The 12,362-nt window shown below is 71.7% G+C and carries 13 protein-coding genes; 7 read left to right on the forward strand and 6 right to left on the reverse strand.

All coding sequences use genetic code 11. The features are described from left to right. Positions 1-10 precede the first annotated feature (10 nt). Complete coding sequence (locus tag DAE25_RS02660) at positions 11-1,135, reverse strand: flavin-containing monooxygenase (RefSeq protein ID WP_107764654.1); 1,125 nt, start codon at positions 1,133-1,135, stop codon at positions 11-13. 168 nt (positions 1,136-1,303) lie between these two features. On the opposite strand from DAE25_RS02660, the gene DAE25_RS24085 reads away from it, so the two are divergent. From DAE25_RS24085 to DAE25_RS02690, 6 genes are all read left to right on the forward strand, one after another. Continuing rightward, positions 1,304-4,024, forward strand: coding sequence for a LuxR C-terminal-related transcriptional regulator (locus tag DAE25_RS24085; RefSeq protein WP_199907394.1), 2,721 nt, complete (start codon positions 1,304-1,306; stop codon positions 4,022-4,024). Between the two features lie 108 nt (positions 4,025-4,132). Beyond that, entirely contained in the window at positions 4,133-4,810 is a 678-nt protein-coding gene (locus tag DAE25_RS02670; protein WP_107764656.1) for a hypothetical protein, read from the forward strand. Continuing rightward, on the forward strand, positions 4,807-5,469 hold the full coding sequence (locus DAE25_RS02675; RefSeq protein ID WP_107764657.1) for a DUF2306 domain-containing protein: 663 nt from the start codon (positions 4,807-4,809) through the stop codon (positions 5,467-5,469). Before DAE25_RS02670 ends, DAE25_RS02675 begins: the two co-directional genes overlap by 4 nt. Then, a complete protein-coding gene (locus tag DAE25_RS02680; protein ID WP_107764658.1) occupies positions 5,466-5,681 on the forward strand; it encodes a hypothetical protein in 216 nt (71 codons plus the stop codon). Before DAE25_RS02675 ends, DAE25_RS02680 begins: the two co-directional genes overlap by 4 nt. Positions 5,682-5,926: 245 nt before the next feature. Beyond that, on the forward strand, positions 5,927-7,273 hold the full coding sequence (locus DAE25_RS02685; protein WP_107764659.1) for a TY-Chap domain-containing protein: 1,347 nt from the start codon (positions 5,927-5,929) through the stop codon (positions 7,271-7,273). Positions 7,274-7,322: 49 nt separating this feature from the next. Then, positions 7,323-8,987 (forward strand): NERD domain-containing protein, encoded by a 1,665-nt coding sequence (locus tag DAE25_RS02690; RefSeq protein WP_107764660.1) that lies wholly within the window; start codon positions 7,323-7,325, stop codon positions 8,985-8,987. Here DAE25_RS02690 and DAE25_RS02695 read toward each other — a convergent pair. The 4 genes from DAE25_RS02695 to DAE25_RS23005 are packed head-to-tail and all read right to left on the reverse strand — an operon-like array spanning position 8,984 to position 11,258. Next, the gene (locus DAE25_RS02695) at positions 8,984-9,274 is read right to left on the reverse strand and encodes a contact-dependent growth inhibition system immunity protein (RefSeq protein WP_107764661.1); all 291 of its coding nucleotides are present in this window, start codon (positions 9,272-9,274) and stop codon (positions 8,984-8,986) included. The two genes, DAE25_RS02690 and DAE25_RS02695, sit on opposite strands and share 4 nt — an antisense overlap. 9 nt (positions 9,275-9,283) lie before the next feature. Continuing rightward, positions 9,284-10,663, reverse strand: a complete 1,380-nt coding sequence (locus DAE25_RS02700; protein WP_107764662.1) for an RNase A-like domain-containing protein — start codon at positions 10,661-10,663, stop codon at positions 9,284-9,286. Beyond that, positions 10,660-10,956: a WXG100 family type VII secretion target gene (locus tag DAE25_RS02705; protein WP_107764663.1), complete on the reverse strand. Its 297-nt coding sequence runs from the start codon at positions 10,954-10,956 to the stop codon at positions 10,660-10,662. The genes DAE25_RS02700 and DAE25_RS02705 overlap by 4 nt, the downstream gene beginning before the upstream one ends. Beyond that, positions 10,953-11,258: a WXG100 family type VII secretion target gene (locus tag DAE25_RS23005; RefSeq protein ID WP_159083528.1), complete on the reverse strand. Its 306-nt coding sequence runs from the start codon at positions 11,256-11,258 to the stop codon at positions 10,953-10,955. The genes DAE25_RS02705 and DAE25_RS23005 overlap by 4 nt, the downstream gene beginning before the upstream one ends. 214 nt (positions 11,259-11,472) lie before the next feature. Between DAE25_RS23005 and DAE25_RS02715 the strand changes: the two genes are divergently transcribed. Then, positions 11,473-11,973 carry a DUF4234 domain-containing protein gene (locus DAE25_RS02715; protein WP_107764665.1) on the forward strand — a complete coding sequence of 167 codons (501 nt, stop codon included), beginning with the start codon at positions 11,473-11,475 and terminating at the stop codon, positions 11,971-11,973. A 24-nt stretch (positions 11,974-11,997) separates the two neighbouring features. Here DAE25_RS02715 and DAE25_RS02720 read toward each other — a convergent pair whose 3' ends face one another. Further along, positions 11,998-12,255 carry a DivIVA domain-containing protein gene (locus DAE25_RS02720; RefSeq protein ID WP_107764666.1) on the reverse strand — a complete coding sequence of 86 codons (258 nt, stop codon included), beginning with the start codon at positions 12,253-12,255 and terminating at the stop codon, positions 11,998-12,000. Positions 12,256-12,362: the final 107 nt, after the last annotated feature.

The following is a 12,362-nucleotide window of genomic DNA, read 5'->3' on the forward strand; positions in this document are numbered from 1 at the left end:
GTACGGCCGCTCAGGCGGCCCTGGGCAGGCTCGGCGTCGCCTTTCCGAGCCGGCGAGATCGTGCCGCGACCCGGTCCGCGACGTACGCCGCGTCGCGACCGACACCGGGGAGGACCATCGAGCTGAAGGCGTACTGGAAGCACAGTCCGCAGAAGAACAACCCGGGGGCGTCGGGAGAGACGCCCCGCATCTCCCGGGGCCAGCCGTCGTCGCCCAGCACTGGCAGGTGGATCCAGTTGAAGACCTGCCGGAAGCCGGTCGCCCACACGACGGTCGAGACCTCGCGCGGCGTGCCGTCGACGACGGGAAGGCCGTCGCGGACCTCCTCGACCCGGCTGGTCGTCCGCTGGACGCCGCGCTCGAGCAGGTCCCGCCGCTTCACCCGCAGCATGGGCCCGCCGTGGTGGCGGAGCTCGTCCATCAGCTTGGCGCGCATGGGGCTGCGTCGGGTCAGCACGTGCTTCCACGCGAAGAGCAGGACGGGGAAGACGACCCGGAACACCGGGGACCCGAGCCTGGGCGGGATCTCGCCGCAGTCGCGGCCGGCGAGGATCGTCGGGTGCGTCTCGGCCAGCTCGTAGGCGATGTCGGTGCCGGAGTGGCTGGCGCCGACGACCAGCACCGGTCCGTCGTTGACCTGGCTGGGCCGGCGGTACTCGCTGGAGTGCAGCTGGAGGATCGCCGGGTCGAGCGCGGCGGCGATCTCGGGCACCGCACCCGTGCGGCCGAACGTGCCGGTGCACACCACGACGTTGCGGCAGGTGTAGCGGCCGCGGTCGGTGGTGACGACGTACCCGTCGCCATCGGCGTCGAGGGCCTGTACGCGGGTCTCCAGGCGGACCGGGAGGGCGAAGGTGCGGGCGTAGGACTCGAGGTAGTCGCCCACCGCGTCCTTGCCGGGGAAGGTCCAGCGCGGAGCCGGGAACGGCAGGCCGGGCAGCCCGTCGACGTGCGCGGGGGAGTAGAGCTTGAGGGTGTCCCACTGCCGCCGCCAGTTGTCGCCCACCCGGGTGGCGCTGTCGAGGATCACGAACGGGGTCCCTCGCTGTTGGAGGAAGTAGCCGGTCGCCAGGCCGGCCTGGCCCGCGCCGATGATCACGGTGTCGATGTCTGTGTCGAGGTCGGTGGTGTCCATGCGCCCACGGTCGCGCGAGACGTACGCCGCTCGCGTCGGGCGCGATGCCCATCTCCCGTGATGCGCCGCATGGGTGGATGCACCTATGCGGGATGTGGCTCGCGACGGGTCGCTGGACGACCCCCTCGGCCGGCGGTGGGTCGGCCATGGCCCCACTACGCTGGCGCCATGCCGGTGCCGGGCACCAAGCTGCGCGTCCCGCAGCCACGCCGCGAGCTCGTCGTACGGACTCGTCTGACCGACCGGTTCCCGACCGAGCCGGGGTCGATGCCACGGCTGGCCCTCGTCGCCGCGCCGGCCGGCTTCGGGAAGACGACGCTGCTGACGCAGTGGTTGCTTCACTGCGGTGCGCGGGTCGCGTGGCTGTCGCTGGACGCGGGGGACGCGGACCTGCGTCGGTTCCTCACCCACCTCGTCGCTGCCCTGCAGGTGAGCAGCCCGGAGGTGGGCGCCGAGGCGGCGTTGCTGCTCGAGGGTGATCGCTCCTTCCGCGCCGAGGACGTGCTGGCCGGTCTGGTCGACGACCTCGACGCGTTGCCCGGGCCTACGGTGATCGCTCTCGACGACTACCACGTCGTCGACGCCGTCGACGTGCACGAGGCGGTCAGCTTCCTGCTCGACAACCTGCCGCCCCAGGTCACGCTCGCGATGACCACGCGGGCCGACCCGCCGCTGCCGCTGTCACGGCTGCGTGCACGTGGGGAGCTGCTCGAGATCCGGGCGGCGGACCTGCGGTTCACGCAGGACGAGGCGACGGCGTTCTTCAACGAGGTGATGGGGCTGGGTCTCGAGCCGCGCCACGTGGCTGCGCTCGAGAAGCGGACCGAGGGCTGGGCGACCGGGCTACAGCTCGCGGCGCTCTCCGCGGCGAGCGCGAGTGACCCGGACGGGTTCGTCGAGGCATTCGCCGGGAGCCACCGCTTCGTCCTGGACTACCTCGTCGACGAGGTGCTCGCGGGCCAGCCCGAGGACGTCCGGTCGTTCCTGCTCGACACCTCGGTCCTCGACGACCTGTCCGGCCCGCTGTGCGACGCGGTCACCGGCCGCACCGACGGACAGCAGCAGCTGGAGGCGCTCGAGCGGGCGAACCTCTTCGTCGTCGCGCTCGACGACGAGCGGCATTGGTGGCGCTACCACCACCTCTTCGCCGAGGCGCTGCGTGCGCGGCTGAACACAGAGGACCCCGGGGTTTCGAGGCTCGCTGCGCTCGCACCTCAACCACCGACGACGCCGCCGGAGCGCGTCGCGCGGCTGCACCGATCCGCGGCCGAGTGGTACGCCGAGCACGGCCGTCTGGAGGACGCCGTACCCCACGCCCTGGCCGGCGACGACGCTGAGCAGGCGGCCGAGCTGGTGGAGCTGGCGGTGACCGGTCTGCGTCAGCGGCGGGAGGACCGGACGATGCGCGCGTGGCTGCAAGCGCTGCCGGAGGGCGTCGTACGCCGCCGGCCGCTGCTGGCGATGCACCTCGCGTGGACGCGGTTGAGCGAGGGGGACCTCGACGGGCTCGGGCACTGGCTGGACGCCGCCGACGCGGCCCTGGGGTCGGCGGTGGAGCCCACGCCAAGGGGTACGCCCGGGGCGCAGGAGACGCGAAGCAGGGAGCTGGCCGCGCTCCCGTCGATGATCGAGGTCTACCGAGCCACCGTCGCCCAGGCGCGTGGCGACGTCGCCGGCACCGTGGCCCACGCCGGTCGGGCTCGCGACCTCGCCGGGCCCGAAGGCCACTTCCCGCTGGGGGCGGCGTCGGGCTTCCTGGGGCTGGCCGCCTGGGCCGCCGGTGACCTGGCCACGGCCGCCGACACGTTCGGCGCGGCCAGGCGCCACATCCGAGCGGCCGGCAACGTCGCCGACGGGCTCGGGATGACCGTCGTGCTGGCGAGCATCGCGCTGGCGCGCAGCGGACCCGACGAGGCGCGGCGCCTCTACGAGCGCGCGCTCGAGGCGGCGGAGGCGGTCCCGGGCCCGCCGCTGTCGACGACCGGCGACCTGCACATCGGGCTCGCCGAGGTGCTGGTGGAGCAGGGCGAGCCGGCTGCCGCCCAGGCTCACCTGGATGCGGCGACTGAGCTTGGCGAGCGTGCCTCGCTGATCGAGAACCGGCACCGCGCGTACGTCGCCCGGGCCGCGCTGCTCCGGGCCCGCGATGACCTCGACGGCGCGGTGGCGATGCTCGACGAGGGGGAGCCGCTCTTCCTGCCCGGGTACTTCCCCGACGTCCGGCCGATCCCCGCGCACCGCGCCCGTGTCCACATCACTCAGGGGCGGCTGGCCGACGCTGCTCAATGGGCGTCCGAGCGCGGTGTCGGGCTGGGGGCGGGGGAGTACCTGGACGAGTTCGACCAGCTGACGCTCGCACGCCTGCGCATCGCCGAGCGGACCGACCTCGACGACGTCGTCGCCCTGACGGCGCGCATCGTGGCGGCGGGCGAGGAGCACGGGCGAGTCGGGAGCGTCGCGGATGCGCTCGTCGTACGGGCTCTCGCGCAGCTGGCGAGGGGCGACCGCGACGCGGCGCTGGACGCGTTGCGCGAGGCCCTCGCGCTCGCCGTACCGCAGGGCTGGCGTCGGCTGTTCCTCGACGAGGGGGCGCCGATGGTCGAGCTTCTGCGGGCCGCCGCCACCGAGGACGGGCTGGCGGTGACGGTGCTGGCGTCGGACGTGCGGGACGAGACACCCGCACCGGCTGCCTCGAGCCAAGGACTGAGCGAGCGTGAGCTCGAGGTGCTCCGCCTGCTCGCGACCGAGCTGACCGGGCCGGAGATCGCGCAGCGGCTCTACGTCTCGCTCAACACGCTGCGCACCCACACCAAGCACATCTTCACCAAGCTCGACGTCAACACCCGCCGCGCCGCCGTACGGCGCGCGACCGAGCGCAACCTCCTCTGACGGATCACCAAGCGGGTCACATCACCGTGTGATGTGGGGTCACCACGTCGCTCCCTAGCGTCCTGGACATCGCCGGACACCCCGCCCGGCCCAGTCCAGGAGCCGATCATGAACACCACCAGCAGCGGCCTCGTCAGGGCCGCCGGCGCCGCCGCGGCGACCGCCGGAGCCATCTTCATCGCCGTCCAGGTCAACCACCCCTCGATCACGGCCTTCGACACCGAGACCACCGAGTGGGTCATGCGCTCGTGCGCCAAGATCGTGATGGCGGCCCTCGCTCTCGCGGGCATCACCGGGATCTACCTGCGCCAGCACCGGCAGTCCGGGGTCCTCGGACTCGTCGGGTACGCCGTCTTCGCCATCGGCTACCTGACGATCCTCGCCGTCGAGGTCATCGCCGCGACGGTCCTACCGGCGCTGCTCGACACCGACCCCGGCTACGTCCAGGACGTGCTGGTGGCGGCGACCGGCGGCACCCCCAGCGGCGACATCGGTGGCCTGCAGGTGGTCCTCAACGTCAGCGGCGCCGGCTACATCCTCGGCGGGCTGATCTTCGGCATCGCGCTGTTCCGCACCGGCATCCTGGCTCGCTGGGCGTCGGTCCTGCTCGCCGTCAGCACGACCGCCACGGCGGCGCTCGCCGTGCTGCCGGACGCGTTCAACCGCCCCTTCGCCGTCCCCGAGGGCATCGCCCTGATCGGCCTCGGCGTCTCCCTGTGGCGCAACTCCGGTGACTCCTCTGCGACCGAGCCGGCCGGCGCGGTCCTCGAGCCCGCACGGTCATGAGCGCTGCCATGGGCGGCTGGCGGATCCCCGTCGCCCTCCTCGTGCTCTGCTCCGTGCCGCTCACCGCGGGGACGCTACGGCTGGTGCAGCTGGCCGGAGGGCCCGCGGTGATGCCGGCCGACGACCGGTGGGCCGGCTTCCCGGTGGCGCTGGTGCTGCACATCGTCGGGGCGGCGGTCTTCGCGATCGTCGGCGCGTTCCAGTTCGTGCCGCGGATCCGTCGTACGCATCCCGGCTGGCACCGTCGGGCGGGCCGGGTGCTGGCGGTGGCCGGCCTGCTCGTCGCCGGCTCCGCCCTGTGGCTGACGCTCTTCCACGACCCGCAGCCCGGAACCGGCCCGCTGCTCCTCGTCCTGCGGCTCGTCGCCGGGACGACCATGATCGGCTGCCTCGTCGTCGGGGTCGCCGCCGCTCGACGCCGCGACTTCACTGCCCACCGGGCGTGGATGATCCGTGCCTACGCGATCGCGGTGGCGGCCGGCACGCAGGTCTTCACGCAGGGCTTCGGCGAGGCTGTCTTCGGCCCGGGTGAGGTCCGGGGTGACCTGCTGAAGGCGGCCGGATGGGTCATCAACCTCGCCGTCGCGGAGTGGGCGATCCGGCGGTCGGCGCGTCGTCTTAGGTCGCGTCCACTGGTCGCCGAAGGCGCGTCGGCATGAGCACGTACGCGATCCGGATCGCGGGTCACCTCGACGACCACTGGTCGGGGCGGCTCGGCGGTCTCGCCATCACCCGTCACGCCGACGGGACGACCGTCCTGACCGGCTGCCTGTCCGACCAGGCCCAGCTGTACGGCGTGCTCTCGGGGTTGCGGGACATCGGGGTCACGCTGATCTCGCTCGAGGTCGACGATGAGGTTCCCGCCGACTGAGGCGGCCCACATCGCCCCGACCCGACCGGCGGCGCACGGCGAAGGCAGTTCGCGGACCGGGCGACCCGCTCACGCCTGGCTCCCCGCCCGGCACCCCCGAACTGCCTTCGCTGTGCGCATAGCGGGTGCGTCCTGCGATGAGAGCGCCCGACCGCCGGACTAGACCGACCGCCGTGCGGTGTCGGTGGTCGTCCCTAGGTTCAGCAGGGCAGGGTCGCGGGGGCGGCCCGGAATCGGGGGTCGAGATGAGTGGAGAGCTGGAGCGTCGCTGGGACGACGCGGTGGAGACGGCCTGGCGGAAGTTCCGCCAGAGGCTGGCTGATCGGCTGGCCGGGCTGGAGGACGGCGAGCCATTCCTCATCGAGGTGCCGGACGAGGTCGAGCTCGGGACGGCCCCCTACTGTCAGGCACTGGCCGGCGCCGGCTGGATGCGGGTCGAGGCCGCGAGCAACGTGTACCTGGCCGACGCGTACCTGCTGGACGAGAGCCAGCACGAGGCCTTGGTGGCCATCGGGTTCGACGCTCCGTCGTACGCGGATCCGCAGGAGAGTGCGGACGAGTCGAGCAACTACTGGATCGACCTCGAGCAGCGCGACGCCGATCGCGCGGCCGTGATGATCGTCCGGGCCCTGCGCGAGGTGTACGCCGTGCTGCACCCGACGTACCTGTCCGCCGACGGACTGCTCGACGAGGCCGAGGGCGCCGAGGTCCAGCCGCGCGTCATCCCGCCGAAGCCGCGAGCCGGCGAATCAGACCACCGCGACGGCGTCCACCCCGACGGCGTCCACCCCGACGGCCCAGACGATGTCCGGGCCGTCGTCGACCTGGCGGTGCGCGGCTTGCAGGACGACCCACCGCAGTGGGACGACGACGGGGACCTCCCGCTCGACACCGCGCGCGGCGTGGTCTGGGTGACCGTCGGTGCACACCTGCCGCGGATCCTCGTGCACGCACCTCTGGTCGGCGACGTCGTCGACGAGACCCGCGCGCTCGTCGAGGTCAACCTCCTCAACCAGCGCGAGCTCGGGCTGTCCTTCTCGCTGCGTGGCGGCCAGATCAGCGTCTACCGCGAGCTGGATGCGTCCGTGGTCGTGCCCGCGCAGCTGCGTCTCGAGATCGAGCGGCTCACCACGCAGGTGGACCGGTGGGCCAGCGACCTGGTGACCCGCGTCGGCGGACGCTGCATGGACGAGCAGTCGACCCGCCAGCCCGCCGACACGACGGGCCGCCGACCGCCCACGGGCCGCTTCGCGACGGCGTACGGCGTGATGGTCGAGCTGGAGCGCGGGCAGCGAGGCTCCGTCGGACCGGCCACGATGGCCCGCATCTTCGACAACGACACCGGTCTGCTGCTCAAGGCGGTGCGCATCAACGAGCAGCGTCGGCGGGAGATGCGCGCCAAGGCGCGCGCCGCCCGCGACGAGGGGCGCGGTCGTGCCGAGCAGGTGGCACGGGCGCGGCAGGAGTACCTCCGCGAGCTCACCTCGCGCATGCGCGCCGCACTGCGTCTCCTCGTGGACGCGCCCGTCCGCAAGGTGCAGCTCGACCAGCTGGCGCTCTTCGAGGAGGACGAGTGCGGCTCCGGACGGTGACCCGGCCGATTCGCACGCGGGGACGACGGACGGATGTGAGGGTGTGCGCATGCCTCGCCTGATTCCCGAGTCGCCGACTTTCCAGACCACCTCGGAGCGGGAGGTCTGGGAGCACCTGCGCGATGCCCTCGGTCCGGACGACGTGTTGCTCGCCAACCTGCGCCTCACGGACGCGGAGAAGGACGTCGAAGCCGATCTTGTGGTGCTCATGCCGGACGTGGGGGTCCTCGTCCTCGAGGTCAAGGGCGGCAGCGTGCACGTCGAGCCGGACGAGGCGGAGGGTCACGCATGGTGGATCGCGAGCAAGGGGGTGCATCGCCGGATCCGGCCGGTCGACCAGGTGCGCACCGCCAAGCACTCCCTCAAGCGGTATGTCGAGCAGCATCCGCAGGGTGGGTCGGCCCGTCGTGTCGGGTGGGGGCACGGGGTCGTCACGCGCTTCTCCGGCTTCGCCGGCGACTTCACGGTCCCCGAGCTCCCGCGCTGGGCCCTGCACGACAAGGACGACCTGGCCGCCATCGGTCCTCGGGTGCGCGACAACGCGTGGTGGATGCTCCACGGGCAGCGGCCCCCGACCCACGACGACGTCGAGGTCATTGCCGACATCCTCACCGGACGCTTTGCGGCGCCGTACGACGTCAACGCCGAGTCCGACGAGCGTGCCGCCGAGTTCGACCGCTTGACGATGGAGCAGGCCACGATCCTGGGGGTCACCCGTCTGCTGCCCCGGGTCGAGGTGCGCGGCGGTGCCGGCAGCGGCAAGACCGTGCTCGCACTCCAGCAGGCCAAGGAACTCACGCGTGGAGGGCAGGGACGATCGGCGCAGCGGGTCGCGCTGCTCTGCTACTCGATCGGGTTGGCCGAGCACCTCAAGCGACAGGTCGCCACGTGGGACCGCCGCCACCGGCCGGCGTTCGTCGGAACGTTCCATGCGTTCGGCAAGCAGTGGGGTGCCGCGGACGGCGACCGCTCGGACAGCGAGTTCTGGGAGGAGCGGCTCCCCGCGGAGATGGCCGAGCTCGCGGGCGCGCTCCCGGAGGGCAAGAAGTTCGACGCCGTCATCGTCGACGAGGCACAGGACTTCGCTGACTCCTGGTGGACACCGGTGCTCCGGTCGCTACGCGACGAGGAGGAGGGCGGGCTCTTCGTCTACTCCGACGAGAACCAGCGGATCTTCGCGCGCTTCGGTCGCCCTCCCGTGGCGCTCGTCCCGCTGGTGCTGGACCACAACCTTCGCAACACCAAGCAGATCCACGAATCGTTCGGGCCGCTGGCTCCGAGCCGCATGTACTCACGTGGTGGCGACGGACCTGCCGTCCGCTTCGTGGAGTCCACCCTGGACGACGCGATCGGCACAGCCGACGACGAGGTGGACCGGTTGCTGGACGAGGGCTGGGAGCCACGCAGCGTCGCCCTGCTCACCACGGGCCACCGCCACCCGATCCAGGTGGAGCGCACGGCCTTCCACGACCAAGAGGGCTACTGGGGCACGTACTGGGATGACGACGTCTTCTACGGGCACGTCCTCGGCTGCAAGGGTCTCGAGCGGCGCGCCGTCGTGCTGTGCCTCAACGAGGACGGCTCACGCGATCGTGCTCGGGAGCGGTTGTACGTCGGGATGTCGCGGGCCACGGACGAGCTCGTGGTGGTCGGTGATCCCGGCACCGTGCGGCGGGTGGCCGGCGACGAGGTCGCGCGGCGATTGGGGCTCTAAGCCGACTCGGCTGCCAAGTCACTTGCGATCCGGTCTCGCACGCCGAGCAGCCATGCGCGTTCACCGTTCGGTGTCTGCGCATCGAAACCCCATTGTTCGAGCTGCTTTGCGAGCTCCTCGTCGCCGCGGACGTCAGTCAGCAAGTACGTGATCTCGTGGGGAACGCTCCTTGCTCGTTCCGGGGAGCGTCGTACGAAGTCGTCAACCGCTTCTTGCCACGACGAGTACTCGTGCTCGTCCCAGAGCTCGTAGAAGTAGGCGCTGATGAGGTGCTTGAGGTTGTCCATGTTCTCGCCCTAGTTCGGAAACGCCGTGAGGAGTTGCCATCCGTCATCTGTGCCGGACTTTGGTATGAGAATGACCTTAACGGCGGTCGAGCCAACGACGGACCCGTCCGCAAGCACCGTCGTCCCAGTGGGATGTCCCATCTCCATGTCGAGCACGAGCTTGTCGTTGCTGCTGCTCTGGATCCAGCCCTCAATCTGGTCCGATTTCCGGGTGAGGACATCGTCGATCAACCTCTCGGCCGAAGCCAGGTCGTCGAATGATGACGCCTTCATACGGCCCTGATACGTGACACGCTCACGTAGCTCGTCCGCCGTCTTTCCGACATGCTCTCTGATGGTGTGGCCAGGAGGAACATCGTGCGCGCGCAGCCAGCCCGGCTTCCGTGCACCGCCCCAACCGCCCGGCACCTTCATCGACCCTCGCTCGCTGCGCGCCGGCACGCGCGCGAACTTCTCGACCCGCGTCCGGACAGTCCGCAACCCGTCACCAGCGGTCCGCAGCCGCCCGGCGGTGGCGGTGCCGGTGGCCCGCAGCCCGACGAGCAGGGCGTGGAACCGCGGCGCCTGTGCGCCGATCCGGGCCAGTGCCGCCGAGCCGGCGGCACCGGCCCCGAGGCCGCCGGTGATCCCGCCGACGATGGCGGAGATGACGGCTCCCTCGACGACCATCTGGCCGATCTCGGCGAGCAGCGCCCGGGTGCGGTCGTGCGTGTCGCGCACGGCATCGGCGTACTCCTCGCAGGACGTGCCCACCGAGACCAGTGCGTCGGCGGTGTCGCCGATCAGCGATCGCAGCTCGGCGAGCGCGGAGAGGGCGAGGGGGATCTCCGGCGAGACCTGGTGCTCGAGGAACCCGGCAGCGATGTCGCAGTGCGCCTCCAGGTCGGCCACGGCCGCGCCGGCCCGTCGCCACGTGGTGGCCGCGTCGAGCAGGAGGTCCGTGTCGGCTCCCGGCCACACGAAGCCCTCGATGTGGTCGAGGATGAACGTCTCCACGGTGCCGAGGGACACGGGGTTGGCGCCGAGGCACGAAGGCGGCGAGGCGGGGGAAACACGGACGTAGTCGTCCTCGTCGAGCGAGCCGCCGCTGTAGGCGGACACCGCCGCAGAGGCGGCCTCGGCATCGCGGTGGTTCGTCCCGGTCGCGGTCAGCAGCCGTCCGAGGCCGATGAAGGCGTGGGTGAGCTCGGCCAGGGTGTCGAGCGCCTGCCGCGCGCCCGCGTCGTACGACGCCGTGAAGTCGGCGCTGGTCGCGTCGTCGCCGGCCATTCCGGCGTACCCGCTGAGCTTGCCGGCCAGCGACTCGCACTGCAGCGCGGAGATCTGGTTGCCGGTGCGGCAGGCGTCCGCGGCCGAGGTGAAGCCGCCGGTCTCGACGGCGATCCTCATCGGACCTGCTCCCACATCGCGAGGTTGGCCTCCACGGCGGCCGAGTAGTTCGCACACGCGGTGTCTCCCACCGAGCGCAGGCCCGCGAGCGCGGTCTCCATCTCGGTGAACGACGTGCGCCACGAGGCGTGCGAGGTCGAGTGCGCGTCGCTGGCCAGGCCCGTCCAGTCCGAGTGCATGCCCACGTGCGCACTCTCGACGTCCGCCGCCAGGTCGGCGAGCTCGCGCCCGCACGAGTCCATCGCCGCGAGGACGGCCATCAGCTCGCCGACGTCCACGTCGTACGCCGTCATCCGAGCCGCCCCGCGAGGCGGTCGTGGGTGTCGGACGACGAGGCGTCCGCCAGCGACACGTCGTCCCGGGCGGCACGCAACGCGCCGGCACTCCCTGCCAGGCCGGCGATCACCCCGTCCGCGCCCGTGCGCCACTCCGCCCACAGCCCGGCGAACCGGTCGGCGGCGTCGCCGTGCCAGGTCGCGAGGAGGGCGTCGACCGATGCCTCGATCCGGGTACGACGGGTCGCCATGTCGGCGGCCCGCGCCTCGATGGCGTCGGCGCCGATCGACAAGTGGGCAGGGTCGAGCCTGATGTTCATCGTGTCTCCCGAGATGGAGCCGGCGTCAGCCGGACGAGTACGACTGGGGTCGACTCTTCCCGTCGGGAGCCGGCTGCGAAACCCGGCAATCCGGATCTGTGGACAACCGGGCACGGCTGTCAGGGCGGACCTGACTGAACCCGGGACGCGGGGGGTGGACGGCGGGTACGTTGCGCCAGCCATCACCACCACGCCACGCACCCACGGGGGAACCATGACCGAGAACACCGAGCCGCGCACCGAGACCGCCGACGGTCAGCAGCTGCTCCCGCAGCAGGCCCAGACCCAGGCCACGGCCTCGGTTCCGTACGGCGCCCAGCCGCTCGCGGCGTACGGAATCCCCATCCACGGCGCTCCGCTCGGACAGGTCCGCAGCACCGGGGCCTGCATCGCCCTCACGATCGTGACGCTCGGGATCTACTCCTGGGTCTGGTACTTCAAGACCCACGAGGAGATGAAGCGCCACACCAACACCGGACTGGGCGGCGGGCTCGCCCTGGTGCTCGCGATCTTCGTCGGCATCGTGATGCCGTTCATCTCGTCGAGCGAGGTCGGCGGGCTCTACGAGCGTCGCGGGATGCGCGCCCCGGTCAGCGGGGCCACGGGGCTGTGGGCGCTGCTGCTCGGGTGGTTCTTCGGCGTCGGCCTGATCGTCTGGTTCGTCAAGACCAACGGCGCCCTCAACGACTACTGGCGCTCCCAGGGCGCTCGCTGACGCAGGCCCTGATCCCGGCCAGATCTAGGACTCGATGTCCTTCAGCTGGCTCGCGAGCTGCTCCAGGTGGGTGTCGACGGCGTCCATGTCGTAGCCCGTACGCCATCGCACCGGTGCGAACCGGACCTGCTCCACGTCCTCGGAGCGCACTGACCCGTCGCGGAAGCTCACGGCCCGCTCGGCGCGAGCCACGAGCTCGTCGACCGACGCGACGTCGTACCCCTCACGCCACTTCGTCGTGGGGAACCGGGTCCCTGCCTGCGCGTCGTACGTGCCGTCCATGAAGGCTCCTCAGTCGGGTGCGCGCCACGGTGGACGCGCGTCACCGTCATCGTCCCCGGCAGTGGTGCCGGGCGCCGAGGTGGGGCGGGGTTTCGAGGCTCGCTTCG

Source organism: Nocardioides terrigena (assembly GCF_003047265.1).
Classification (GTDB): domain Bacteria; phylum Actinomycetota; class Actinomycetes; order Propionibacteriales; family Nocardioidaceae; genus Nocardioides; species Nocardioides terrigena.